General features: G+C 52.7%; 19 protein-coding genes and 1 tRNA gene. 2 read left to right on the forward strand and 18 right to left on the reverse strand.

The window, feature by feature from the left end; translation table 11 throughout:
* Positions 1-81 precede the first annotated feature (81 nt).
* The 12 genes from CPA50_RS14080 to CPA50_RS14135 all read right to left on the reverse strand — a co-directional run bounded on the left by CPA50_RS14080 (position 82) and on the right by CPA50_RS14135 (position 16,890).
* The gene (locus tag CPA50_RS14080) at positions 82-1,065 is read right to left on the reverse strand and encodes a TAXI family TRAP transporter solute-binding subunit (RefSeq protein WP_096783171.1); all 984 of its coding nucleotides are present in this window, start codon (positions 1,063-1,065) and stop codon (positions 82-84) included.
* A 185-nt stretch (positions 1,066-1,250) separates the two neighbouring features.
* Positions 1,251-3,635, reverse strand: coding sequence for an efflux RND transporter permease subunit (locus CPA50_RS14085; RefSeq protein WP_096783172.1), 2,385 nt, complete (start codon positions 3,633-3,635; stop codon positions 1,251-1,253).
* 46 nt (positions 3,636-3,681) lie between these two features.
* Positions 3,682-4,830 carry a WD40/YVTN/BNR-like repeat-containing protein gene (locus CPA50_RS14090; protein WP_096783173.1) on the reverse strand — a complete coding sequence of 383 codons (1,149 nt, stop codon included), beginning with the start codon at positions 4,828-4,830 and terminating at the stop codon, positions 3,682-3,684.
* 98 nt (positions 4,831-4,928) lie between these two features.
* Complete coding sequence (locus tag CPA50_RS14095; protein WP_096783174.1) at positions 4,929-6,317, reverse strand: DUF1329 domain-containing protein; 1,389 nt, start codon at positions 6,315-6,317, stop codon at positions 4,929-4,931.
* Positions 6,318-6,493: 176 nt separating this feature from the next.
* Entirely contained in the window at positions 6,494-9,142 is a 2,649-nt protein-coding gene (pepN, locus tag CPA50_RS14100) for an aminopeptidase N (RefSeq protein ID WP_096783175.1), read from the reverse strand.
* 82 nt (positions 9,143-9,224) lie between these two features.
* Positions 9,225-10,025 (reverse strand): DUF2797 domain-containing protein, encoded by an 801-nt coding sequence (locus CPA50_RS14105; protein ID WP_227519684.1) that lies wholly within the window; start codon positions 10,023-10,025, stop codon positions 9,225-9,227.
* Positions 10,026-10,060: 35 nt separating this feature from the next.
* Positions 10,061-10,354, reverse strand: coding sequence for a YeaC family protein (locus tag CPA50_RS14110; RefSeq protein WP_096783177.1), 294 nt, complete (start codon positions 10,352-10,354; stop codon positions 10,061-10,063).
* A 165-nt stretch (positions 10,355-10,519) separates the two neighbouring features.
* Positions 10,520-11,383, reverse strand: a complete 864-nt coding sequence (locus CPA50_RS14115) for a rhomboid family intramembrane serine protease (protein ID WP_096783178.1) — start codon at positions 11,381-11,383, stop codon at positions 10,520-10,522.
* Between the two features lie 49 nt (positions 11,384-11,432).
* Positions 11,433-12,452, reverse strand: coding sequence for a metallophosphoesterase (locus CPA50_RS14120; RefSeq protein WP_096783179.1), 1,020 nt, complete (start codon positions 12,450-12,452; stop codon positions 11,433-11,435).
* 2 nt (positions 12,453-12,454) lie between these two features.
* Positions 12,455-13,339, reverse strand: coding sequence for an NAD(+) kinase (locus CPA50_RS14125; RefSeq protein WP_096783180.1), 885 nt, complete (start codon positions 13,337-13,339; stop codon positions 12,455-12,457).
* Between the two features lie 137 nt (positions 13,340-13,476).
* On the reverse strand, positions 13,477-14,721 hold the full coding sequence (locus CPA50_RS14130) for a DNA repair protein (protein WP_096783181.1): 1,245 nt from the start codon (positions 14,719-14,721) through the stop codon (positions 13,477-13,479).
* 99 nt (positions 14,722-14,820) lie between these two features.
* Positions 14,821-16,890, reverse strand: a complete 2,070-nt coding sequence (locus CPA50_RS14135) for an NADPH-dependent 2,4-dienoyl-CoA reductase (RefSeq protein WP_096783182.1) — start codon at positions 16,888-16,890, stop codon at positions 14,821-14,823.
* 147 nt (positions 16,891-17,037) lie between these two features.
* Between CPA50_RS14135 and CPA50_RS14140 the strand changes: the two genes are divergently transcribed.
* Entirely contained in the window at positions 17,038-18,120 is a 1,083-nt protein-coding gene (locus CPA50_RS14140; protein WP_096783183.1) for an AraC family transcriptional regulator, read from the forward strand.
* A 30-nt stretch (positions 18,121-18,150) separates the two neighbouring features.
* On the opposite strand, the gene fghA is transcribed toward CPA50_RS14140, so the two are convergent.
* Both fghA and CPA50_RS14150 read right to left on the reverse strand, forming a co-directional pair.
* Positions 18,151-18,990, reverse strand: coding sequence for an S-formylglutathione hydrolase (fghA, locus tag CPA50_RS14145; RefSeq protein ID WP_096783184.1), 840 nt, complete (start codon positions 18,988-18,990; stop codon positions 18,151-18,153).
* Between the two features lie 52 nt (positions 18,991-19,042).
* Positions 19,043-20,161: an S-(hydroxymethyl)glutathione dehydrogenase/class III alcohol dehydrogenase gene (locus tag CPA50_RS14150; protein ID WP_227519686.1), complete on the reverse strand. Its 1,119-nt coding sequence runs from the start codon at positions 20,159-20,161 to the stop codon at positions 19,043-19,045.
* A gap of 204 nt (positions 20,162-20,365) precedes the next feature.
* Between CPA50_RS14150 and CPA50_RS14155 the strand changes: the two genes are divergently transcribed.
* The gene (locus tag CPA50_RS14155; protein ID WP_096783186.1) at positions 20,366-21,256 is read left to right on the forward strand and encodes a LysR substrate-binding domain-containing protein; all 891 of its coding nucleotides are present in this window, start codon (positions 20,366-20,368) and stop codon (positions 21,254-21,256) included.
* A gap of 79 nt (positions 21,257-21,335) precedes the next feature.
* Here CPA50_RS14155 and CPA50_RS14160 read toward each other — a convergent pair.
* The 4 genes from CPA50_RS14160 to CPA50_RS14175 form a co-directional block, all read right to left on the reverse strand.
* Positions 21,336-21,412 (reverse strand) — tRNA-Asp (locus CPA50_RS14160).
* 196 nt (positions 21,413-21,608) lie between these two features.
* The gene (locus CPA50_RS14165) at positions 21,609-23,201 is read right to left on the reverse strand and encodes a response regulator (RefSeq protein ID WP_096783187.1); all 1,593 of its coding nucleotides are present in this window, start codon (positions 23,199-23,201) and stop codon (positions 21,609-21,611) included.
* Between the two features lie 46 nt (positions 23,202-23,247).
* Positions 23,248-23,874 (reverse strand): response regulator FixJ, encoded by a 627-nt coding sequence (gene fixJ / locus CPA50_RS14170; protein ID WP_096783188.1) that lies wholly within the window; start codon positions 23,872-23,874, stop codon positions 23,248-23,250.
* A gap of 39 nt (positions 23,875-23,913) precedes the next feature.
* On the reverse strand, positions 23,914-26,322 hold the full coding sequence (locus CPA50_RS14175) for a Lon protease family protein (protein WP_096783189.1): 2,409 nt from the start codon (positions 26,320-26,322) through the stop codon (positions 23,914-23,916).
* Between the last annotated feature and the right edge of the window lie 53 nt (positions 26,323-26,375).

Below are 26,375 nucleotides of genomic sequence, written 5' to 3' on the forward strand. Positions count from 1 at the left end.
GCAATATCCTGTTGAAGATTAATCGATAAAACGAAATGGCCGCCGGGCACCCAAGCGGTGCGCGGCGGCAGGGGGTAAGACTTACTTGATCAGGCCGGCTTCTTTGTAGTACTTGACCGCGCCCGGGTGCAGAGGCGCACTCAGCGCATCCGATACCATTTCTTCTTTTTTCAGGTTTGCAAAGGCAGGGTGCAGACGTTTGAAGCTGTCAAAATTTTCAAACACCGCACGAACTACCTGATACACAACATCGTCTGGCACATCAGTAGACGATACGAAGGTCGCAGCGACACCAAAGGTTGCAACATCGTTATCACTTCCGCGGTACATACCGCCCGGGATGATAGCTTTACGGTAGTACGGGTTTTCGTCGATCAGCGTTTTGGTAGCATCGTTGTCAACACTTACGACAACACTGTCACAAGACGTGGTGGCCTCTTTAATAGCACCGGAGGGGTGGCCAACGGTGTAGAAGAACGCGTCGATGTTGCCATCACAAAGCGCCTGAGACTGTTCCGCGGCTTTCAGCTCTGCTGCCAGAGAGAACTTGTCCATGGTCCAGCCCATTTCATTCATCAGCACTTCTGCAGTAGCTCGCTGACCGGAACCCGGGTTACCAACGGAAACACGCTTACCTTCCAGATCTTCAAAGGTTTTGATGCCAGAGCCTTTGCTGGCAATCACGGTGAACGGCTCCGGGTGCATGGAGAAAACCGCACGCAGTTTTTTATTGGGGCCGTCGTCTTTGAACTGACTGCTGCCATTGTAAGCATGGAACTGCCAGTCTGACTGAGCCACCGCCAGATCCAACTCACCCTGAGCAATGGCGTTCAGGTTGTATACAGAACCACCAGTACTCTCTACAGAGCACCGAATACCGTGCTCTTTGCGATCCATATTAACCAGACGGCAAATAGCGCCACCGGCAGGATAGTAAACACCGGTTACACCACCTGTGCCGATGGTCACAAAACGTTGTTCCTGAGCGGAAACAACTGTAGAAGCTGCACTCAGGCTAACAGCCGCAGCAATTGCAAATGCAGAGGCTTTAAATTTCAGAGTCATATGAATATTCCCTATTTTTTTTCGATGTTATTAACTGCCCATCTGAGCCCGCAGGCAAGCTAAACACTCACCACAGAACATAGACCACTTTTCACGATAAATAAAGTATGGGTTAGCTCGCTAACCAACTGAGTCAGCAACAAAAAAGCCCGCGCACGGGCTCTTTTGTCATTGGCTGAACATTTCTATTTTGCAGCGTTTGCTTTCGCGATCATTTGATCCGGCCGCAACAGGAATCGCGCAAGCGCTGGCAGCAACCAGATTGCCCCGACCATATTCCAAAGGAACATGAAGAACAGCAGGAAGCCCATATCAGCCTGGAACTTGATAGGTGAGAAAATCCAGGTCACTACACCAAGTCCAAGCGTTACACCGGTAAACATAACAGCCTTGCCCGTTGAGCGCAGAGTCTCGAAATAGGCATCCTGGAGAAGTTTACCTTCCAAAAGGTATTTTTCCAGCTTGCTGTAGATATAGATGCCGTAGTCCACGCCAATACCTACACCCAGTGCGATAACAGGCAAGGTGGCAACTTTGATACCAATACCCGAAACCGCCATTATGGCTTCACAGAGAACCGAGGTCAGCCCCAAGGGAACCACAATACACAGCACCGCACGGATGGAGCGGAAAGTCGCGAAGCATAACAAGCTCACCACACCATAAACCATGATGAGCATCATATCTTTGGCATTGGCAATAACTTCATTGGTCGCAGCTTCGACGCCGGCATTACCAGCCGCCAACAGGAATGTATGATTCTCATCGCTGTTCGCTTTGGCGAATACCTCAACCCTCTCAACCACGGTTTCAAGAGTTTCTGCTTTGTGATCTTCGAGGAACACCAGAACCGGAGTCAGACTACAGTTGGTGTTGATAAGACCGGATGGTGCCTCACGGATGGACGCATTGATAATGGTCTGGTTGCGGGATATCTCGTACCACTTCCAGCTACCCTCGTTCAGAGCCTTGGTAACAATTTTGGATACGTCTGCAAGCGAGGCAGAAGACTGAACGCCCGGAGTGTTCTGCAACTCCCACTGCAGCGAGTCCATAGCCCTGAGTACACTGTACTGGGTACACTGCTCTTCCGGTGTCTCCACCATCACGACCAGCACATCCGCACTCGTGGAATAGTTATCGATAATATACGCGTTATCCAGATTGTAACGCGAGTCCGCGCGAAGCTCCGGAGCGCCCTGATCAAGGTCTCCTACCTTAAGCCCCTGCTTGTAATACAGGCCCAGGCCCAGGCCAATCACCGCAATGAGCAATGAAACCGGTGCAATCCCGGGATGGGCGAAGTAAGACATGAGGCGCCATTTCCGATCCTGCTTTTCACCGTGATTCTGTACGTGGCGGATACCACCTTTGGAAATCCCGAGGTAGGACATAATCAGAACATGCAGTACCAGGTTGGTAATGATAACGAATGCCACACCCAGACCAGCCGCAATGGCCAGATCACGGATAACGTCGATCTCGATGAAGAACAGGGTAAGGAAACCAAAGGCATCGGAAATCAGTGCCAGCATGCCGGGAATATAAAGCGCACGAAACGCGAGGCGTGCAGATGTTTCGGCATCAAAACCCTTGGCGGCTTCCACCGCCATGGCATTTACAATCTGGACGCCATGACTGATACCTATAGCAAACACAAGGAACGGCACCAGTACCGAGTATGGATCCAGACCGTAGCCCAGAAGCCTCAGTGCGCCCAGTTGCAGGAATACGGCAACAATCGACGTAAATACGGGCACAAGCGTGCCTGTGACGCTCCGTGAATACCAGAAGAGCAGCAACGTCGTCAGAAGGATCGTGATACCCGCAAACCAGGCAATGGAACCGATACCTTCAATCAGATCACCGACTTTTTTTGCAAAACCCACGATATGAATATCAATATCGGGATTCTGCTCTTTGTACTTATCCCGTATTTTTTCTTCGAGCTGACGGGAAAAGGTTGCGTAATCCAGCGGCTCGCCCGTTTCCAGGTTCTTTTCATACAGAGGGGCGTACACAATCGTAGACTTGAAGTTATCAGAAACCAGCCGCCCTACTTCGTTAGAACGAAGAATATTCTGGCGTAACTGTTCCAGACTCGCGGGCGAACCATCGTAGTTATCCGGAATAACAGTACCACCCTGAAATCCCTGCTCGGTTACTTCTACCCAGCGAACGTTTGATGTCCAGAGAGTTTTCAGGCCGGAGCGATCCACACCATCAAGGTAAAAAACCTCATCGGTGATCTGCTTCAGAGTCTCCATATACTCTGCGGAGAAAATGTCACCGGTTTTGGTTTCCACGGCAATACGCACGAAGTTACCGAGGTTCTCCAGATCGTTCCGGTGGTCCAGCATATTGATGACGTAGGGATGATCGAGCGGGATCATTCGCTCGAAACTGGCATCTGGCTGGATCTTTACAGCGTTGTAGCCCAGAAACGCCGTAAGCAGAAGAAAGCCTATAAGGATAACGACCCGATTGTTAAAAATCAGACGCTCCAGAAACGGCTCCGCCTTGGGCGTTGTCAGGTAGTGATCACCCCTGTCATGGTTCGGGTTGGACATTCAAAAGCCCCTCTATTATTTTTTCAGTTGTTGCCACATCAGGGCGTTATTGAAGGTTCTTTCCACGGGCATCAGTAATTTTTACGCCGCTTTCACCTACGATAAGAAGGTTAGTCCCCGATACCGGAACAACACTCATAATTCCGGCCCGGTCTTCACGGAAATGCTCACGAAATGAATCGGCGCCATTGCCGCTCATCAGCACAGTGCCGCCGTTACCCACCAAGGTTATGCGGCCGTCATCAGCAACGGCTCCATCATTCAGTGTTGCACCGGCACTATTCGGGACCATACGCCAACTCTTTCCCAGATCAGGAGAGAACAGCATATTCCCACGTAAACCGAACGCCAGGATCTCGTTGACCTTCCCCGTTCCGATTACGCCGAAAAGAGAGCCCGGATAGGGGCTTTCCTGCCGCTCCCACGTGTCCCCGCCGTCCACAGATACGTGGATCTGCCCTGCTTCACCAACAATCACAAGCCCGCCACCCGCTATGCGGGCAATACTGTTAAGGTGGAAGTTCTGGGCATTTTCAATTTTCGGAGCCCAGTCACTCCAGGATTCTCCGCCATCTTCCGTGCGTAGGATCATGCCGTAAGCACCCACCACAAATCCGTGCTGATCATCCTCAAACCAAACCCCAAGCAGCGGATTTACAGGACCAATATCCAAATCCGACTGCATATTTTCCAGAGTAAAAAACAGATCATCCAGCGCCCACTCCAGGTCGCTTTTTTCCGATTCAGGAGCCTCTTCAATGCGCTCCTCCATCGCAGCGACCTGGTCTTCCTTACTGGCGATGGCCAGCTCAGCAGCATCAACGCCGGTCAACTGCAGGCTCCAGTTCTCACCTGCATCTTCGGTATGCAGCACTACACCACTGTGACCTACTGCCCAGCCATGGGTCTCAGATCCGAAATCCACCGCAGTTAAGGTTACAGAAACAGGGACATTTCCCTGTACCCAGGTTTGCCCGTCGTCGTCCGAGTAGATGATATGCCCTCTCTCTCCGACAGCAACAACGCGGTCACCCGCACGCACAGCGTCATTCAGGAGGTTAGCCGGAGCCAGTTCGGTTTGCCGGGCAGGCGTTTCGATAATATCTGCAAGCGCGTACGCCGCTGGCGCGGACCAAACCATGGAAAGCCCGAGGCAGGCTGCCCCCAGAGTCTTGCACCTCAACCTTTTAGCCATTCAGATTGCCTATTATGTTGTTTTAACTGTATGTCTCTGACCGGTAATAACGAAAAACATGCCGGCATCAGCCTGATACCGCAGAAAGACTGCCCGCCCTAGCGGACACTCCTGCGACGCAAAGACGCCGGAGAAAAATAGCGCTTATTCGGAACCGCGTCAGTAAAGACCCGGGTATTGGGTTCTTCCGTATCCAGGCCGAGTGCATGATAACGACGAGCCTGTAAATCATGATAGACGTCCAGAACCGTCCACACACCCGGAAGTTCATAATAATTTTTCGCAATACCCATAGTCACACGCCACAGCTCACCACGACCGTCATACTGATCCAGTAAAACCGTATTCCAGCTGTCGGCATCCACATAGAAGCGACGCTTGTGGTAGATATGGCGTGCACCTTCTTTCAACGTGGCTTCAACCACATGTACGCGCTGAAGCTCCCAGCGGGTGTAATCAGGATTCAGATGAGAAGTGCCGAGTATTTCCGAATATGGGAGACCTTTTTTACCAATCCGGTAGTTATTGTAAGGAATATAGACTTCCTTCAAACCTTCATAGGACCAGTTGTATCTATCCAGAGCACCGTTAAATATGTCTGTATCGTCTGCGGTTCTGAGATTCTCTGCAGCTGCAATCGGCGAATCGTACCCCAGGTTCGGAGCGCGCCGCACGCGACGCTGTCCGGCGTTATAGCCCCAACCGTTTCTCGGGTTGATAATCTGGTTCAGGGTTTCATGGACGAGAATAGCGCCACCGGCAAGGCGAGGCGGAGACTGGGTAAACGAAAGATAGTAGAAAATGATGTTATCCAGCTCACTTTCACTACCCTCGGGATTATAGAAATTAAAAAACGCTTCCTGCTGCGAAGTCACCAGCGAATAGTCGCCACTAACCTGCACAGCAACTTCACTTGACCGACGAGTGGCCGAAACTCCGCGCCAGCGCGTGAGATGATTCCAGATCACCTGCCAGGCTTTCTGTTCACGATTGCCGTGAAGAATCGGGAAAGGGTAGCCGCCAAACGCACCCTGCAGACCTTCTCCCTTGCCCACAACTTCTGCCTTTACCGCGTTCTTCCGGGTATTTTCCGCAACCCACTCGGGTATCGCGTGAGTACGGCGGGACTGGTATACCGGTACACGGAAACTGGTGGGATATGCCTCGAACATGGCACGAACGCCATCGGTGAGATGCTCGGCATACAGATCCATATTGGAGGCATTGATTGTAAACAGCACCTCATCCTTCGGAAACGGATCTATATGATGCTGCCCTGAGCCCTGATAGCCCGCGGGAGGCTTGGTGAGACCGCCGGTCCAGGCCGGAATGGTTCCGGAGTCGTTTCCGGCCCTGATCGAACCAAACGGTGTGAGATCCTTGCCCAGACGTGAAGCTTCATCTGGAGAAACTGCTGCCCAGGAAGAAGCGGATGCCATCGAGAGGGCGAGTAAGCTACCGAGTATCACACTCTTTTTATTGATCATTATATAACCCTGAATTCGACTGAAGGCCTCTGAGAAGGCTTTTTATTATTACCTGGAGAAAGGACAGGCTTTCCGACAGGTTAGCGAATTCATCAAGGTTGTCTATCGACCGAAAGTGCGATTTTGTATCCGGCTGCAACCGGTACTTCCAATTGCAGCCGCTACGTTCCCATTCCTCAGGCTTCGAGGCTCTTATGCACCACCTCATAAAGGTCTGCAGAGAGTCCCGCCTTGTCCCGGATTCGTTCAAGAGCTGAGCGCATCAGAGAACTGTATGCAGGGGCAAATTTTTTCCAGCGTGTCAGTGGCGTCACCAGGCGTGCAGCTATCTGAGGGTTGCTGTCGTCGAGCCTGCACACCTGGTCGGCCAGAAACGAATAGCCCGAACCATCCGGATTGTGGAAGGCCGCCAGATTCTGCCCTGCAAATACACCAATGACAGAACGGACTTTGTTGGGGTTTTTCCAATCAAAGGCAGAATGATTCAGCAATGCGTGAATCTGTGGCAACTGACCGGCGCGATCGCTGGACGACTGTACCGAGAACCACTGCTCAACAACCTGGGGATCACTCTGGAACTGCTCATAGAACCCGGCCAATGCCTTGTTTCGTTCATCCGCGTATTCAGAGTTGACCAAAGCACGAAGTGCACCCATACGATCAGTCATGTTGTCAGCTTCGCGAAGCTGCTGGACCGCCAGCTCACGACCTGTGTCGTCACCAATCATCAGCAACCAGGCCAACGCAGTGTTTCTCAGGCTTCGACGGGCAATGGATTCCGGCGTAACCTCATAAGTACCCACCTTGGTGTTCCGGTGATAGCAGGTGATCAGCTCATCCCGCAGCTCGACCGCAAGGTGGTTCAGAACCAGTTCCCGCGCACTGTGAATAGCCGCAACATCCGGGCTGTCAGCCAGTTCAATCAAATAGGCTTCAGAAGGCAGTTGCAGCATTTTCGCCACCAGAGCCTGGTCAAGCTCAGAGTCATTAAGCAAGGTGCGATAAGCTTCTACCAGACGCGGTTCAATTTCAGAGGTACCGGGTGAGCCAACAAGCGACTGGATAACATCAACCGCAAGTCGCTGGCCTGCGTCCCAGCGGTTGAAACCATCCGGATCATGGCTCATCAGGAATACCAGCTGTTCCCGGCTCCAGGGGTACACCACACGCACCGGCGCAGAGAAATCGCGCAGCAGCGAGGGCACCGGCTTCTGCGCCAGCCCGTAAAACTCAAAGGTATGACTCGCCTCGGTCAACTCCAGAACACGCTCTGTGGGCGAGTTTGCAGCACCTTCAGCGTTTTCAGGACTGAGAGGCAACTCCTCCCCATCAGGGCCCAGAAGACCCAGGGCAAACGGGATATGCTGAGGCTTCTTGTTGGTCTGGCCTGGTGTATCCGGCACCGACTGCCGGATAGTCAGACGGTAGACTTCCCGCTCTGCATCATAATCGTCCGACACTGTCAGCACTGGTGTGCCCGCCTGCTCATACCACAAGCGGAACTGTGTAAGATCCCTGCCAGACGCATCTTCCATCGCTTTCACAAAATCATCAGTAGTGACTGCCTGACCATCATGGCGCTCGAAATACAGGTCGCTGCCCTTACGGAACAGATCCGGCCCGAGCAAGGTGTGGATCATGCGAACAACTTCAGCCCCCTTCTCGTAGATAGTCAGGGTGTAAAAGTTGGAAATTTCCATATAAGACGCCGGCCGCACCGGGTGGGCCATAGGACCTGCATCTTCAGCAAACTGAGCGGTGCGCAACAATGTCACATCTTCAATTCGCTTGACCGTTGGCGAGCCTACGTCTGCAGAGAAAGTGGAATCCCGGAATACGGTGAACCCTTCTTTCAGGCTCAGCTGGAACCAGTCGCGGCATGTAACCCGGTTACCAGACCAGTTATGGAAGTACTCATGAGCAACAATTGCCTCAATGCGCTGAAACGCAAGATCGGTCGCCGTTTCCTGGCTGGCCAGCACACAGGATGAGTTGAAGATATTCAGGCCTTTGTTTTCCATGGCCCCCATGTTGAAGTCATCCACGGCAACGATCATGAAGATATCGAGATCGTATTCGCGACCATAGACTTCTTCATCCCAGCGCATAGAGCGCTTGAGAGAGTCCATGGCATGCCCGCACTTGGCAGCATTACGGGGCTCTACATAGATCCGTAAGGCAATGTCGCGGCCGGAACAGGTTGTAAAGGTATCCTGTTTTTCAACCAGGTCACCGGCCACCAGGGCAAAGAGATAAGAGGGCTTGGGAAACGGATCTTCCCAGGTGACGAAATGGCGGCCATTCTCAAGGTCACCCCTTTCTACATCGTTACCATTGGAGAGCAGAACCGGGCAACTACTCTTATCTGCTTCGATACGGGTGCGATAACGGGCCATGACATCAGGCCGGTCCGGGAAATAGGTAATGCAGCGGAAGCCTTCTGCTTCGCACTGGGTACAGAACATTCCGGACGATTTATACAAACCTTCAAGGCGCGTATTGTTCTGGGGTTCAACCCATGTCACGACCGTTAATTCGAACTGGTCTGGCACTTCTGCAATCACCAGCCGATCACCCGTATCCTGATAATCGTCTGCCGGGAGTTCTTTCCCATTGAGTGCAACAAGCTCAAGTTTAAGACTGTCTCCGTCCAGAACCAGAGGTGCAGCCATTTCAGCGGATTCAGGATTGCGACGCACGGACAGTGTACTGTGTACCCGTGCACCGTCGTCAAAGAGTTCGAAGCGTAGATCGACTGTATCTACCAGATGTGCAGGTACTTTATAGTCACTCAGATAGATGGTTTTTGGCTGCTCGGTGCGCATTGATTGTCTCCAGATTTCTCAGCCGGCAGCCAGACTCAGACAGGCTGCACGGGCATTATCAGATAGGGCGGGAACAGGTGAGCTAATCACCCATTACCCGAAAACGGACTTCATAGCCGGTAAATTTACGGATATTGATCACCCCGGTATCCAGAATCAGGTACTGGCCCTTGATACCTTCAAGGACCCCCTCAACTTCCGGTGTTTTGTCCAGATTATGGGTTTTGATTTTCTCCGGCCAGGTTTGCACGGGGTAACTCAGACCAAGACCCTGCTCATCGACCTCCCGGATTGCATCCTGGCCGTGCTCATCCCGCAACGCGGCAATATCACCGGCAATCAGTGCCAGTATTCTCTGGCGTTCGTGCACAAGATCCACCTCGGGAACATCACCCTTTAGCATGGCGCGCCAGTTTGTACGGTCTGCAACATGAGCCTTGCAAGCAACTTCAACCAGGCCTGACAGGTAACGGGTAGCCACTCTCAGCATCGGAATCGCATCGACTGCCCCCTGGTCTATCCATCGCGTCGGAACTTGTGAGCCACGGGTAATGCCTACCTTCAGGCCGGAGGAGTTGGCCAGATAGACGACATGCTCAACCATACAGTGGGTCTCCCCCCATTCTGGTTCCCGGCAGGTGCCCAGATGATAATGGCATTTCTCCGGGCTCATGATGCAGCTGTCACAGGCGGCAAGTTTTCGGAAGCAGGGATAGCAAAAACCCTGGCTGAAGCTCTTTTTTGTTTTCCTGTCGCAATGGATGCAACGGATTACGCCCTCGAAATCAAAACGCAGAGGCTTGCCAATAAGCTCATTCATTGGCACACGGGCATCACCCACAGCCAGATCATAAGACACGGGATTCCCTGCATCTGCAGGCATTTTCCTGAGCCTTCCGGTTACATCGACACGGTTATTCAAGACTTGATCTCTACAAACTGGTCAGGATCAACGTCATTACTGTCGGGCAGGTTGCGACTCACAGAAGGATCACATGCTGTGCCCGCTTTGCTGCCTCTGTCGAGATACCCCACCCTCTCCTGCTCTGGAATATTGTGCAGGTTTTCATAATAAATAACGGCTTCCAGACTGATCGCACGCTGCTGCGGCGTAATCTTGCGGCCATCGGGCCACTTACCGAGTTCAATGGACTGACGCAGGCTCTGATAGACGTTGGGGTCTAGCCTTTCAATTAGTTCTTCGTAGGTCATCCGGCTCTCCTGAACAAACCTTCATAAATAAAGTAGAGGAATCGTTTGACAGACATAAACGATAATGATTATCATTACTTTACCAAATGACGACGGTCGTATCATTTGGTCTCTCTCATCAGGAGCTATATGCTTCTTTTATACCCCACCTCTGGTGGGGTTTTTTTATGTGCGCTGTTTTTTACGTGCCGGCAATATGGCCGCCAACACCAGACCAGCGACAAACCCGCCCAGATGAGCTTCGTTTGCCATACTCCCAAGACCAAGCAATTCAGGCAAAGGTGTAAACCCGATCACCATCCATACCACCGCAAAGGTTACCAGCGCCGGGGGAAACTGAAACCGGGGAAGAGTTCGCTGACTCAGCCAACAATACCCGAGAATGCCATAAACTACTCCGGAAAGACCGCCGAACAGGGGCCCCGAAATCATATATTGCAGCCCGTTGGAGAAAAGGCTGGTTATGACGAAAAGTACAGCCAGCCGGCCACGACCGTCAAACCATTCAACCTGGCTGCCCAGAAACCACAGCATCACAGAATTAAATATAATATGGGTCCAGCTGAAGTGCAGGAAATCCGGCGTGAACAGTCGCCAGACCTGACCGCTGGCAAGCGTTGCAGAGAGAGCGTCAATGCGCGCGGCCATATTGCCCCAATCATGCACCCGTGGATCAACAATCATCAGGCTGGTCGTAAACTGGTTGCTGCCAAGACCGGTAAACCAGGCCATCAGCACACCCAGCACAATCATTCCGAGCACCAGAGGTGCATGACGAGGAGATGGCTGCCAGCGACCGGCCACAAACACTGGTGAGCGATTGAGATCATCCACTGCCTGCCGGATTTCCGGCTCTGCAAGGAACCTGTCCAGGGCCTCAAGAACGGGCTCTGCGTGATCCGGATTTTCCAGCCAGAGCACCTGGAAACCACCCTCCTCACTAATCCGGTGAGGAACACCCTGGCCCCTCAACCACTGACTAAACCCGCCAAGATTTATACTTGTATCCAGCTGTTTTACTCGGTACACAATCTACCTTGCCTCATGAAATATTCCGACGGACGCTCACGAAATTGCATCAGCGCGCGACACTGTCTTCACTGGTGGGATAATCCGGAGAATCTTGGTGATCCCGAGCCACATTTACCCAGACAAACTTGTCCCGGGAAAGCACACGCTCACCATCCATCCGGTATGCCACCAACCGGCCGTATTTCACTGCACTGAAATCAATACAGGCAACATTGGACCTGAGCGGAGCTGGTTCGCTCTCCATCCAGTAATGGCCAACAAACACAGGCGGGGCATCCAGGGGATAACTGATAAGCTGCTTACGCTCATGCTCTGCCAGAACCCTGCTGGCGACTTCCCCCGGCAATGGGTCAGGCTGAAACACAACATCTGCATAGGTTTTCGGGTTATCCGCCCAGAATTTGGTGCGAAAGAACTCCCGGACATATCCATCACGCCCGGTAATTTTCATCCCCCTGGGAAGACGAAGATCAGTACCCCGTAACAGCGTATCCATGACTTGTCCGGCGAAAGAATCTATAGCGGCAGAAGCGTGAAGGAAGTCTTCATCAATGCATGCACCACCCTGCACCTGTTTGAACTTCTCGATGAGATCATTATCCCAACACGCGTGCACTGCACGAAAATCCTCGTCTTCGATAAACAGGGGAATAGTAAAAAACCACTCAAGAAAATCATTCCATTCATGAGGGTAAGCATCAAACTGATCAAGAGTTTCCCTGATCAGCCGGTCGTGACGGGCATTGTGCTCACGTAACCATGTTTTGCCACTGCCCGGCCGTGCACGTGTGCAATAGCCCAGAGCATTGTACTCATGATTCCCCATTACGATCCGCGCCGAACCCCGCTCAACCATATCCCTTACGAGATGCAGGGCTTCCCGGATTCTCGGGCCGCGATCGATGATATCCCCGATAAATACAGCCTGACGGCGGCGGTGCTGGTACACGCCGTTAACTTTGCTGTACCCCATCTGCTCAAGCAGCCGTGCGAGGGTGTTCGCGCAACCGTGAACATCTCCGATGATGTCGTAACCACGACTTGCAGTATCATTGCTTCCGGCCATGATCAACTCGCTGATATTTCGCTGGCCCAGCCAAGTTTGTCACGGCAGGTGGCGTAGAAATTGTGGTCTGTTGGATGAATCAGCCGGATTTTGAAGGGTTTTTTGGATATGCGAATAATGTCACCTGGCGCACAGGCGATATTCATCTGGCCATCAAAGCTGATCTGCGGATAAGTTTCATTGGTTTCCCCGATAACCAGCTTTATTTCACTCTTGCCATCCACCACGATCGGACGGCTACTGAGCGTATGAGGGAACATCGGAACCAGTACAATAGCGTCCAGTTTCGGATGCATAATCGGCCCTCCTGCTGAAAGCGAGTAAGCGGTTGAGCCGGTAGGGGTAGAAACAATCAGACCATCTGAGCGCTGACTGTATACAAAGTGACCATCGACATATAAATCGAAGCCAATCATCCGGGTAGATTTCCCCGGGTGCAGAACCACATCATTCAGTGCGGTACCAAAACCAAGCGGCTGCCCGTTACGCTCTACATTGCCATCAAGCAGAAACCGCGTTTCCTCAATGTACTCCCCGCCAAGAACTTTACCCAGGCGCTCTTCCAGATCCGAGGGCGAAATATCCGTAAGGAAACCCAGCCGGCCACGATTTACACCAAGCAGGGGAATCTTGGATTTTGCCAGTTCCCGGGCAGCTCCCAGCAAGCTTCCGTCACCGCCCACCACAATAACCAGATCACAGATTTCGCCAAGGAGTTTTTTGCTGGCAACCTGGAAGCCGTGGCCGGGCAACATGCTGGCCGTGTCTTCCTCAAGGATTACGTGATAATGGTTAGCAACCAGGTATTGTTTGAGCTGGCGTAAGGATTCAACCACTTTAACGCTGCCCATCCGGCCGATAACGCCTATGTTTCTGAAATGATCCATGAAGCTTCCTGTGGTGTCGGAATATGACGAGAGCGGACAAGCCCGCCGGCGCCTATCTCAATCTGACCTACAGTCTAACGAAAGTCATCCCTATACTGAAAATAGTTCGTCAGAACTCCTGAAAAGTCCGCCAGCTTTCAGGGCTGATGGTTTTCACAATGGTCATCGAAACCGGGCCGGAAATCTCCTGGCTGACTTGCGCGCAACAGGGGCTCACCACAAACGTCTCCGTTCTCGTCCAAATGCTGGCACACAGGATTCTCGTAGTGTTCAAGCCACTGGAGGTACGAAGGCTCATTCATACCACAGTGCTCTGAAGCATAGGTAGTGGGGTTATTGAAGTAGGTTTCAATCTCATGGTAGGGCAAAGTCAGGTGCCCGACACCCGGGTGGTAGGCCACCAGGAAAACAGACTGTTTCCTGAGATGACTCATAATGGAATTTTCGGGTGGCTCACGATATCTGAGTTCGTCAGCCTCTTGCTCAAGAGCTGCGATTTTCTCTTCCTTATATTCCAGTTCACGCCGTTTACTGTCGAGTTGCTCCCTGAGCAATACCAGCTCGGCATTCACATTGGCGTCATCGCGATCCTTACCTTCGCCACTGGAAGCCACCTGTTCCTGCAGCGTCAGATACTGCTGGTTCCGCTCCGCCAGCCGTTGCTTCAGCTGTTCATTGCTGAGGCGCTGGCGTTCGTACCTCTGGCTGAGGTCGGCGATTTCATTGCGCTGGGCCTTGATTTCAAGCCGGTGCTCACGCTGCACTTCGGATAGCATGTCCCGATGAACGCTTTGCAGGGTTTTGATGCGCAGGCGTTGCTCACGAATCAGCTGAGCCAGACGCGCGCGATCAGCTTCGATGCGTGACGCCTCATCCGGAACTGGAGCCTCCTGTCCGGCGAGAAGCACGGGAATATTTTCCTCTTCAGGCTCAATACGGCGAAACTTGAGATTATTCGCGTTGACGGCTTTGCGGATAACCTGAAAATGATTATTGCCCGGCGTCATATCCGGATCCCATAACTCGGAGGCGTACCTGGGCTCCGGGCACTGGCTGCGACACACCAGACGAATAGCTCCACCGCCCATATTCGGGCCTTTGGCGCCACGGGCAGCGAGCTCCTCAATAGGCATGTTCCAGCTGCTATCGGCTCTGCCTTCCTCATCAAACCAGATACGGAAAAACACCAGAGCCCGCACCAGAAGATCGCTACTCAGATCAACCAGTACAGCTTTTACGTCGGTTTCAGCGAGATCCGACAACCCGACATAGCCGTCAAGAAAGGCACCAAACTCACTGGCACGCATCTGGCGGGCCACCTCGTTGCCTTCGATAAAAAACACCGCCGAATAATCGTCCGTTGCCGGGCCGGCAGAAACCATTGCAGACTCCCTAAAATCAAAAACTCTCTGACAGCGCCAAAGTTAACAGTCTAGCCAGAGAGTTTCCGGTGCACAGCGAAAAACTGCAACGTTTTGTGATCAGATACTGGCTGCCAGTCGGCTACCCTGATCAATAGCACGCTTGGCATCCAGTTCCGCAGCTACATCCGAGCCGCCGATAAGGTGTACCTTAAGCCCTGCGGCTTCAAGGCCACCCTGCAGTTCACGCAGAGGCTCCTGGCCTGCACAAAGAATAATAGTATCGACCGGCAAAACCCGGTCTTCACCCTTCTCCGCGCCCTTGGGCGTTACTGTTATGTGCAGCCCTTCATCATCAATCTTGCGATAGGTAACACCTGGAATCATCTGAACGTTGCGGTTCTTGAGCGAGGTCCGGTGAATCCAGCCGGTGGTCTTGCCCAGATTTTTGCCAACTTTCGAAGCCTTTCTTTGCAGCAGATAGACTTCCCGTGCAGGTTCCGGAACTTCCGGCGTTACACCCTGAATACCTCCGCGGTGCTCTACCGTCAGATCCACACCCCACTCGCGCATGAAGTGATCAGTATCCAGCGCAGCGGAAGTACCCTTGTGCACGATAAATTCGGACACGTCAAAACCGATACCTCCCGCACCGATAACTGCAACCTTCTGCCCTACAGGCTTACGTTCCAGCAGGGCATCGAGATAGCCGATCACTTTCGGGTTATCAATTCCCTCGATATCCGGTGTGCGCGGCTCTACGCCCGTTGCCAGCACAACTTCATCGAAGTTACCGGCTTTCAGATCATCGACACTCACACGGGTTTCGAGGCGAACATCAACACCACGCTTATCAAGCATCACACGGTAATAACGCAGAGTTTCGTAAAACTCCTCTTTACCCGGAATCAGCTTGGCTACATTGAACTGGCCACCGATCTCTTTGCCGGCATCAAACAGTGTCACATTATGGCCCCGCTCTGCCGCAACTGACGCAAAAGCCATCCCGGCAGGCCCGGCACCCACGACAGCAATTGACTTGGGCGATGCTGTTTTCACATAGGTTAGTTCGGTTTCGTGGCATGCGCGAGGATTCACGAGGCACGAGGTCAACTTGCCACCAAAAGTGTGATCCAGGCACGCCTGATTGCAACCAATACAGGTATTGATCTCGGTGGCGCGGTCTTCCGCCGCTTTCAGAACCAGATCCGCGTCCGCCAGGAATGGACGAGCCATGGACACCATATCTGCGTCGCCTTCCGCCAGAATCTTTTCGGCAACGTCCGGCATGTTGATACGGTTTGTGGTGACCAGTGGAATACTGACTTCACCTTTGAGGCGAGCTGTTACTTTGGTAAAGGCACCACGCGGAACAGAGGTCGCAATGGTGGGCACACGGGCTTCATGCCAGCCGATACCGGTGTTGATGATAGTCGCACCGGCTTTTTCAATCTCTTTGGCCAGAAGCACCACTTCTTCCCAGGTGCTGCCGTCTTCAATAAGGTCAAGCATGGAAAGACGGTAAATCAGTATGAAATTCTCGCCAACCCGCTCGCGGACACGACGCACAATTTCGATGGGCAGGCGGATACGATTCTCATAGCTGCCGCCCCACTGATCTGTGCGGTGATTGGTATGAGACACAATAAACTGGTTAATGAAGTAGCCTTCAGACCCCATGATCTCAACACCGTCATAACCCGCCTTCTGAGCCAGCTGCGCGCATACAGCGTAGTCTTCAATCTGTTTTTCAATACCAGCCTCATCCAGCTCTTTAGGCTTGAACGGATTGATAGGCGCCTGAATAGCAGAAGGTGCGACCAGAGCAGGAGAGTATGCATAACGACCCGCGTGAAGAATCTGCATGCAGATCTTGCCGTCAGCATTATGCACTGCACCGGTGATAATCTTGTGTTTCTCAACTTCCTCATCGTTGGTCATTTTGGCCGCGCCCTGGAAAACACCGCCCTCAGGGTTTGGGCCAATACCTCCGGTAACAATCAGGCCAACGCCGCCACGGGCCCGCTCAGCGTAGAATTCAGCCAGACGTTCGAAGCCGTTTTTCGCCTCTTCCAGCCCTGTGTGCATCGACCCCATCAGCGTGCGGTTACGCAGCCTGGTAAATCCAAGGTCAAGCGGCTCAAGCAAATGCGGGTACCTGGCCATTCCTGGAGTTGTATTGGTGGTCATAACGGGTCTCCTCATCGTAATTTTTCGCAAGGCTTTAATCGCCCGGCTCTTATTGATAATGACTAAATTACCGGTGCGGGACGCCTTCAACAATATCCCTGAACAACATTCTGGTATCCTTAAATAACAAAACCGCCGAGAAAGACGATGAACTTACCGGATCCCCGCTCACCACTCTCGCCCCTCAACCCTAAGCGCAACCCTTTGGGCGATATCAGCGTTCTCCATGTGGGCGTAATGCTCCGCGCTGCAGAAGCGGAGGGCGTAAATGTGCAGGATCTGAAGCGGCGCTTTCAACTCAGCGAACAGACACTCACATCGCCTGCAGCCCGAATCAGTATTCCACGGTTCATGAGGATGGGCCATGCAGCAATTGAGGCCTGCGGCAATGCGGGGCTGGGTCTCAGAATGGGAGCCTTGTCCCGACCGGTGGACGCCGGGATCGCAGGCCTTGCCGGCGAGGCCGCCAGCACTGCGGGCGCAGGCTTGCTGACACTTATTCGCTACTCTTTGCTGACCAGCCGTAACGCCCGCGGAACCCCAACTGCCCAACCGGAGAAAAGGAGATTACAGTTCTACTCTATCCGCCCTTATAACGCCTTCAATTACTTTGTTGTGGACTCGGTACTGGCTGGCTGGACACAGTTCTTACGCACAATTACCGGCCAGTGGGATGTGCTGGAACGAGTCACCATAGAATACCCGTCCACAGGGATGGACGAGCTATTTGAGACCTGGTTCCGCTGCCCTGTTCAGTTTAGTGCACCGGTGAACAGCCTCACTGTCAGACAGGATGCATGGACGCGGGAAACGATGCAGGCACAACCAGCCATGCATGAAAAGCTGACACAGATTTGCGACAAGGAACTGCAAGAGATTCAACGGGGCTGGACAACCGGGGATCAGGTAAGAAGCCTGTTAACACCGCTGTTCAGGGGAGAGACCCCCAGCCTTGAGACGATTGCTTCAAAGCTGGGCATCACACCATGGACGCTACAGAGACAGCTGGCCGCAGAGAACACCGGGTTCCGGGAACTGATGGATGACACCAGAAAACAACTGGCAAGGGACTATATCCGGGAAACAGAAACCTCATTATCTGAAATAGCCTGGCTTCTCGGATTTGCCAATCCCGCCGCACTGCACAAAGCTTACCGCCGCTGGTTCGGGGTCAGCCCGGGGGAGCATCGAAAGCAGTTCCGTGAGACAACCCCTCAATTACTGACCTGACCCACAGCACGCAACCACGGGCCCAAGACATTACCGAAACAGGTACCCGGCATGGAAACGCAGGTGTTGCTCAATGAAGCTGGCAATAAAGTAATAGCTGTGATCAAAGCCTTCGCGCCGGTTCAGCTCCAGCGGATAGCCACTCTGCATAGCGGCATCTTCCAGCGTTTCCGGCTTCAGTTGTTCCACCAGGAAATCATCGGCCTCCCCCTGATCTACCAGTGCTGGCACAAACTCGCTGGCCTTACGCATCAGCATGCTGGCGTCATAGTCTGCCCAACTGGAGGTATCCTTGCCCAGGTATGCACCAAAGGCTTTCTTGCCCCAGGGGCAATTAACAGGGTTGCTGATCGGGCTGAAGGCGGATACCGAGCGATAGCGCTCCGGATTCCGCAACGCCAGAACCAGGGCTCCGTGTCCGCCCATGGAGTGACCGGAAATTGAGCGCTGATCACTGACCGGGAACATGGATTCGATAAGTGCCGGCAGTTCGTTCAGCACATAATCATACATCCGGTAGTGCCGGCTCCAGGGGGCCTGGGTAGCATTAACGTAGAAACCTGCGCCCTTGCCCAGATCATAGCCTTCATCGTCCGCCACATCATCACCACGGGGACTGGTGTCCGGTGCAATAATGGCCACTCCCAGTTCGGCTGCGATACGATGGGCCCCCGCCTTCTGCATGAAATTCTCATCAGTGCAGGTCAGACCGGACAACCAGTACAAGGCCGGCACCTTGTCGCCATTTGAGGCCTGGGGTGGCAGGTAGATAGCGAAACGCATGGTGCAATTCAGCGTTTCCGAGTAATGGCTGTACTGTTTATGCCAGCCATCGAAGCTCTTATTGTGGCTCAGATTTTCTATACTCATTGGAACCTCTCAAAAAATAGCCGCCCGCACAAGGCACAGACGGCCATCCTGACTACTTGTCGAAGTGGATAACGGATCGAATGCTCTTTCCTTCATGCATCAGATCAAAGGCTTCGTTGATCTCTTCCAGGCCCATGGTATGAGTAATGAAATCGTTCAGTGCAAATTCACCCTGCATATAACGGTCAACAATTCCTGGCAGCTCTGAACGACCCTTGACACCCCCAAAGGCTGAGCCTCTCCAGACCCGCCCGGTTACCAACTGGAATGGGCGGGTAGAGATTTCCTGTCCGGCACCAGCTACACCAATAATCACTGACTCGCCCCAGCCTTTGTGGCAGCATTCCAGAGCTGAACGCATCACATTTACGTTACCGATACATTCGAACGAGTAATCCACACCACCGTCAGTCAGCTCAACAATCACTTCCTGAATTGGTTTGTCGTAGTCATTTGGATTGATGCAGTCGGTAGCCCCCAGCTTGCGGGCCAGCTCGAACTTGCTCTCATTAATATCAATAGCAATGATGCGACTGGCTTTGGCCATGGTGGCCCCGATAACTGCAGAAAGGCCAATGCCGCCAATGCCGAAGATGGCCACAGTTGCGCCCTCCTCTACTTTGGCCGTGTTCATGACCGCACCCATGCCCGTGGTGACGCCACAACCGAGCAAACACACTTCTTCAAGCGGTGCGTCTTTATTGACCTTTGCTAAAGCGATTTCTGGCAATACGGTGTACTCGGAGAAGGTTGAGCACCCCATGTAATGGAAAATGGGCTGGCCGTCTTTCGAGAAACGGCTGGTGCCATCCGGCATCAGGCCTTTACCCTGAGTCTCACGGATTTTCTGGCACAGGTTCGTTTTGCCCGACGTGCAGAATTTGCACTCCCCACACTCCGGGGTATACAGAGGGATGACATGGTCACCCACCTGAACACTGGTTACGCCTTCACCGATGGACTCCACAATACCGCCGCCTTCGTGCCCCAGAATCACTGGAAAGATGCCTTCCGGATCTTCACCGGACAAGGTAAACGCATCCGTATGGCACACACCGCTGGCAATAACACGGATACGCACTTCACCTGCCTGCGGGGGCATAACATCCACTTCTTCAATGGACAGGGGTTGTGTCGGGCCCCAGGCGATGGCGGCTTTGGATTTGATTATCTGAGTCATAAAACTCTCCAGTCGTTGTAAAGCTCAGGCAGAGGGGTCCGCCATTTTAATAGGGACATTGTATTCCTATCGTATGAAGTGATAATCCCATAATATGTTAATTCACCTTTACTGGTGAGTAACAATAGCAGAAGTGTTTTCCCGGGTAGTGCTTTATATCCCGGCGCATTCGGCCTGCAACGTGAGGATCAGTGGATGTTTATTTGGGAAGGTGTCAGTGAATTTGTAGCAGTTGCAGAAGCAGAGAGCTTTACCGCAGCTGCCAAAAGGCTGGGAATCTCAACAGCTCAGGTCAGTCGTCAGGTCAGCGCACTGGAGTCCAGGTTATCTACACGGCTGTTTTACCGAACCACCCGCAAGGTTTCGGTAACCGAAGCCGGGCAGACCTACTACCAACACTGCAGACAGGTGCTGGACGGTCTGGAAGAAGCGGAGCGCGCCATGACCAACCTTCAGCTTGTTCCCAAAGGCCAGTTACGGCTGACCGCACCGGTCACCTTCGGGGAGAAAACCATCGCCCCTCTGGTGAACGATTTCGTTCTGCGCTACCCGGAGCTTGAGGTACAGCTGAACCTCACTAACCAGAAACTGGATCTTGTGGGCGAAAGCTATGATCTGGCCGTGCGATTGGGCAAGCTCGAGGATTCCAGCATGATGGCCAGACGATTGTCATCAAGAGCCCTGTACGTATGCGCCTCACCGGAATATCTATCGACCTATGGGTTTCCCCATTCTCTGTCTGAACTGGAACAACACAACTGTCTGCAGGGCAATCTGGATTACTGGCGGTTTCAGGAGCGGGGAAAACTCCATAATATCCGGATAAAAGGCAATATCAAATGCGACAGCGGCTGGGCACTTCTAGATGCTGCCCTTAAAGGCATAGGTATTGTTCAGCTACCTGATTATTATGTGCAGCCTTCTCTGGCATCCGGAGAACTGATCAGCCTGCTGGAACACTGGCAGGAAGCCGATGACGGTATCTGGGCTATCTATCCCCAAAACCGCCACCTGTCTCCGAAGGTGCGCATGCTGCTGGACTATCTGAGCGAATCTCTTCAGTCGGACAACAGGCATCAGCAATAAGAAGAAGGCTGGACCCAGCGACAGGGGACTGAAACGAAAAAAGCCGTTAGCTATAAAATAGCTAACGGCTTTTTAAATATGGCGGAGCGGACGGGACTCGAACCCGCGACCCCCGGCGTGACAGGCCGGTATTCTAACCAACTGAACTACCGCTCCGAGTCATAACCGATTGCTTTGAAAGGCTTTGCAATCCTGCTTCTGATTGCTCGGTGACAACGAGAGCGCATTATATAGAGGTGCCCGGACATGTCAACGCCTTTCTGATAAAAATTCAATAAACCAGTGTATTACGCGACCCCATCACCCTGCATGAATCGTCAGCGCCGGAATCCATCAGCGCATCATATGAGCCCTAGACAGGTTCAGATATGCTCTCGTCACCTGGCGTGCAAGATGGACTACTCTGGGTGCTAACAACAGGAAGCGTGAAGAAGAATCGTGCTCCACCGCCTTCGGGGCGCTCGAAGCCAATATTGCCCCCCTGCGCCTGAATCAGGGAGCGACACGTAGGCAAGCCAATGCCCATACCCTCATCTTTCGTGGTGTAAAACGGCAAAAACAGCTTTTCTTCCGCATCCTCGGCCAGCCCTACGCCATAGTCGCGAACCTCAACCCGGACACAGCCATGGTCCGTAACACTGGCACTGACCTCAACCGGCAATGAAGATTCAGCACTGCGAGTGGCCTCAAGCGCGTTTCGTATCAGGTTCAGAGCAACCTGCTGCACCTGAATCGGGTCAGCCAGAACATCCGGCAAGTCATCCGGAACGAAAAGCTGAATTTCTCCATCATTATTTCTCATATCCACTTCTGCAAACTGGCGGGTATCTTCCAGCAATGCAGATACGGACAGCACTTCTTTCCCGGTTGCCGGTTTCTTCATGAAACGCCGGATCCTGCGAATAATCTCGCTGGCGCGATGGGATTGCGCCTCAATCTTGTCCAGAGTCTCCTGCAGCATGCTCAGGTTCGGGCTCTCTTTGGCCATAACCCGCTTGGCAACCCGCGCATAATTCGCAATCGCCGTCAGCGGCTGATTGACCTCATGGGCCACACCCGCAGCCATCTCCCCCATGGTCGTCAGACGAGAAGTATGAGCTAACTGGTCACGCTGCTCCTGAACCAGCTCTCTCGCCTCTTCCAGCGCCTGTTCGCTCTCCAGCTCTGCGGTAATGTCACGGAACACAACCACGGCACCCTGCGACTCCTCTCCATCGTGCTTGGGTGTAGAGCGGTATTCTGCAGAAAACCCTGTTTCATCCGCACGAAGCATCCGGATATCACGCTGCTCTTCCGCCACACCGTGGCTACAGGTCGCGTAAACCGGAAGGCTGGTTTTGCATTCTTCAGCAGTCGAGAAGTGAATTTCAAAAAAATTACGACCAATCAGATCCTCTACCGGACACCCCATAATGGCGCCTGCAGCAGGGTTGGCAAACTCAATTGTTCCGTTTTCATCAAGGCCGTAAATGCCTTCACTGATGGAATTCAGGATGCGGGTCTGGTCACTCTGAAGCTCCCGGTTGCGCGCCTGCAGTTCACGCTCAAGCCGGGTCATACGTGCGTGGGTCTTGACCCTGGCAATAACCTCCTGAGACTGAAACGGCTTGGAGATATAGTCGGCGCCCCCAAGAGAGAAGCCTTTTACCTTTGCTTGCAGGTCATCCAGAGCTGAGAGAAATACCACGGCACAATCAGCCGTTTCAGGATCAGCTTTGAGGCGTTCACACACCTCATAGCCGTCCATTTCAGGCATCATGATATCGAGCAGAACGACTTCAGGCTGGTGCCGATGAGCAAGATCCAGCGCTTTTTCGCCTTCATTGGCAATCAGTAGCCGATAGCCTTTATCTTTCAACGTCTCATAGAGAACTTTCAGGTTCTGTGGATTATCATCCACAAGCAGAACCGTAACCTCTGCACTTTCACTGACAACTTCAGTCATATCATAAAAAGCCGGTTAGAAAGATAACCGTATAATGCCGGTGAGATTACCGCGCGTCGATAAGGTCCTTTACGGACAGTACCATACGTACAAGGTGTGCCAGCGAATGCGTACCCATCTTGTGCATTACCCGTGAGCGGTGAATCTCTACTGTGCGCTGGCTGATTTCCAGTTCGATAGCGATTACCTTGTTCGCCTGACCTTCTATCATCCGGTCCATGATTTCATGTTCCCGAGGGGTCAGGCTTTTGATCCGGCGAATAATTTCCTGCTTTTCTCCAAGCGTCTTCCTTTGCTCGAGATCCTGTTCCAGTGCAGCTTCGATCTTCTCCAGCAGTGCCTCTTCACGGTAAGGCTTCTGGATAAAATCCACTGCACCCTCTTTCATGGCATCCACTGCCATAGGCACATCGCCGTGCCCGGTTACAAAAATAATTGGCAGAATCGAATGTTTGTCGTTCAGCTTCTTCTGCAGTTCCATTCCATCCATGCCCGGCATGCGAATATCCAGCACAATGCATCCGGCCATTTTTTCAGAGTAGTCCTTAAGAAACGCAGCTGCGTTTTCATAAGTTTTGACTGGTTTGTCGTCAGATCTCAGTAACAGTTCCAGTGAGTCACGAACTGCCTCGTCATCTTCCACCACGTAAACAGTCTGCTGAATATCAGTCATGTGTGTGCCATCTCCTGTCTGTTTTATTGTGACAACCACTCAGTGAATGGACGGATCTTTCTGATCGTCCCGAGCGTGCTCCTGGCGCTCGTGTTCGCGCATTTTCTCAAGCCGTTGCTGGATAATGCCAAAAACACTCTGTTTCGGATAGTTGCCTTTGCTATCAGGCTTGCCAGCGGGCTTACCCAGCAACAGGCCAACAGCATCCTCAACATGCAATGCTTCGTACACTGCAAAACGGCCTTCGCGCACCGCCTGAACCACTTCACTGTCCAGCATAAGGTTCTGTACATTGTTTGCCGGTATGATGACGCCCTGGGTACCCGTTAACCCGCCCTTAAGCTGACAGGTAGCAAAGAACCCTTCAACTTTTTCATTAACACCGCCGATAGGCTGGACCTCACCAAACTGATTTACAGAGCCGGTAATTGCCAGATCCTGTCGCACCGGAATGCCGGAAAGTGAAGAGAGCAGCGCACATAGCTCTGCCAGCGAAGCACTGTCGCCATCCACTTCACCATAATTCTGCTCAAACGTAATACTTGCGGAAAGATGCATCGGGTCATTCACAGCAAAACGTGACGAAATCAATGCGCTGAGTATCATGACGCCTTTAGAGTGAATATTGCCACCCAGCTTTACATCCCGCTCAATATCCATGATTTCACCGCTCCCATAATAGCAGGTAGCGGTAACACGGTTAGACAGGCCGAACTCAAACCCACCGGAAGAGAGCACAGAGAGGGCATTCACCTGCCCTACAACCGCACCCTGAGTTGATACCAGAGTAGAACCGTCCCGGATTGAATCGTAGAACTGGTCCCGGATCCGGCTGCTACGGTATTTGGCACTCTCCAGAGCCCGCTCTACATGAATATCCTGAATCAGTTTTGCATTCGCCTGTCTTGCCCAGAAATCCGACTCCCGAAGCAAATTGGCTATGTTTGCCGCATGCAGCGAAAGCCTGTCCTGATGCTCAGCCATACGGGCGCTGTACTCTATAACTCTTGCTACTGCCTTGTTTGTGCAATGCAGGAGTTTCTTTTCTTTTACGACGCTGGCGATAAACTTGGCATACAGCACCTGGCTGTCTTCAGAGCGGAACATTTCATTCTCAAAGTCTGCGGTTACCCGAAACAGCTCCGCAAACTCGGGGTCGTAATCCTGTAACAACATCCAGGTTTCACGATCGCCGAAAAGCACCAGCTTCACATCCAGCGGTACACCCTGAGGCTCTATCGAGATAGTTCCTGAAAGGGTCAGTTCACGCTCAAGGGAGTTGATCTGAAGAGACCGGGCACGCAAGGCCCTCTTCAGCCCGTCCCAGACAAATGGCTGCTCAAGCATCTTGATAGCATCCATCAACAGATAACCGCCGTTGGCCCGGTGCAGGCTACCTGCACGAATCAGCGAAAAGTCCGTGAATACAGTGCCTTTATAGGTTACGTTTTCAACGTATCCGAACAGGTTGTGATAAGTCGGATTGTCTTCCACCACCATCGGAACTTCGTTGCTCTTCTGATGTACCAGAACGTTAACCAGATAACGGCGTGGCATCTTTTTATCCAGAGACGCATAGGCGATTGCAGCCTGTTCTTCGTTGTCGTCCAGAAAGATTTCCAGATTCTCAACCAGGTCAGCCCGCACCGCCTCGAAGTAGGCAACCACATCCGGAAGATCCTTATAACTTTCGATCAGCTCATCAATCTGGTGACCAGATATACCTTCCAGTGTTTCCCTGTTCAGCGCCTGCTGTTTATCGGCATACTCCTGTTCCCAGTCAGCCAGCTTACGCAATGCCTGGCGGAGCTTTTTCTCAAGCCGGTTTACAGAGTCCTCGAATTTTTCTCTCTGTGCATCTGTCAGCGCCTTGAACGTTTCTGCCGTATGAGGCTGATCGCCGTTCATTGCCACCAGACGGTATCCGCCGGGCGTGGTAATCGTGAGGTTGACTTTTTTCCGGCGCGCCTGAGCGGCTACTTTTTCAAGCTCGTCTTCCTGCTTCTTTCCATACTCTTCCTTGAGCTGTTCTGAACGCTCCAGAAAGCTGTCGCTGTCGAAAGTCTGCGGGATAACCTTCACCAGCCGGCCCATGAGTTTTTCCATGTCCCGCTTCAGCCGTGCGCCTTCACCTGCTGGCAACTTAAGCAATTTGGGAACCCGGGGCTCCTCAAAGTCTGCGACATAGCACCAGTCGTGGGTCTGATGATCGGTATCCAGGTGGTGCTCAAGATAGCGCAGCATCATTGTACGTTTACCCAGACCGTCACGCCCCACGGCGTACACGTTATAGCCGCTATGGGGCATGGCCATAGCAAAGCGAACGGCCTCCTGGGCCCGGTTCTGGCCTACGATTTCGGCCAGGGGCACCAGTTGTCTGGTGGACTTGAACGGAAGATCTTTCAGAACACAGGCTTTGTATAGCTGATGCAGAGGCAGTGACTTCAAGGTTGGGTCCCTGTAACGGTTAACTCATTGGCCGGTCATTGTAGGTTCTGCGG

The organism is Marinobacter sp. ANT_B65, assembly GCF_002407605.1.
Taxonomy (GTDB): Bacteria; Pseudomonadota; Gammaproteobacteria; order Pseudomonadales; family Oleiphilaceae; genus Marinobacter.

Excerpts from the sequence above, each read along its gene's own strand:
- CPA50_RS14085 (WP_096783172.1), bottom strand. The coding sequence starts at position 3,635 with ATGTCCAACCCGAACCATGACAGGGGTGATCACTACCTGACAACGCCC.
- CPA50_RS14120 (WP_096783179.1), bottom strand. The coding sequence starts at position 12,452 with ATGGCCGGAAGCAATGATACTGCAAGTCGTGGTTACGACATCATCGGA.
- CPA50_RS14090 (WP_096783173.1), bottom strand. The coding sequence starts at position 4,830 with ATGGCTAAAAGGTTGAGGTGCAAGACTCTGGGGGCAGCCTGCCTCGGG.
- CPA50_RS14125 (WP_096783180.1), bottom strand. The coding sequence starts at position 13,339 with ATGGATCATTTCAGAAACATAGGCGTTATCGGCCGGATGGGCAGCGTT.
- CPA50_RS14080 (WP_096783171.1), bottom strand. The coding sequence starts at position 1,065 with ATGACTCTGAAATTTAAAGCCTCTGCATTTGCAATTGCTGCGGCTGTT.
- CPA50_RS14095 (WP_096783174.1), bottom strand. The coding sequence starts at position 6,317 with ATGATCAATAAAAAGAGTGTGATACTCGGTAGCTTACTCGCCCTCTCG.
- CPA50_RS14165 (WP_096783187.1), bottom strand. The coding sequence starts at position 23,201 with ATGACTGAAGTTGTCAGTGAAAGTGCAGAGGTTACGGTTCTGCTTGTG.
- CPA50_RS14110 (WP_096783177.1), bottom strand. The coding sequence starts at position 10,354 with ATGACCTACGAAGAACTAATTGAAAGGCTAGACCCCAACGTCTATCAG.
- CPA50_RS14135 (WP_096783182.1), bottom strand. The coding sequence starts at position 16,890 with ATGACCACCAATACAACTCCAGGAATGGCCAGGTACCCGCATTTGCTT.
- pepN (WP_096783175.1), bottom strand. The coding sequence starts at position 9,142 with ATGCGCACCGAGCAGCCAAAAACCATCTATCTGAGTGACTATAAAGTA.
- CPA50_RS14140 (WP_096783183.1), top strand. The coding sequence starts at position 17,038 with ATGAACTTACCGGATCCCCGCTCACCACTCTCGCCCCTCAACCCTAAG.
- fixJ (WP_096783188.1), bottom strand. The coding sequence starts at position 23,874 with ATGACTGATATTCAGCAGACTGTTTACGTGGTGGAAGATGACGAGGCA.
- CPA50_RS14155 (WP_096783186.1), top strand. The coding sequence starts at position 20,366 with ATGTTTATTTGGGAAGGTGTCAGTGAATTTGTAGCAGTTGCAGAAGCA.
- CPA50_RS14130 (WP_096783181.1), bottom strand. The coding sequence starts at position 14,721 with ATGGTTTCTGCCGGCCCGGCAACGGACGATTATTCGGCGGTGTTTTTT.
- CPA50_RS14105 (WP_227519684.1), bottom strand. The coding sequence starts at position 10,025 with ATGCCTGCAGATGCAGGGAATCCCGTGTCTTATGATCTGGCTGTGGGT.
- fghA (WP_096783184.1), bottom strand. The coding sequence starts at position 18,990 with ATGAGTATAGAAAATCTGAGCCACAATAAGAGCTTCGATGGCTGGCAT.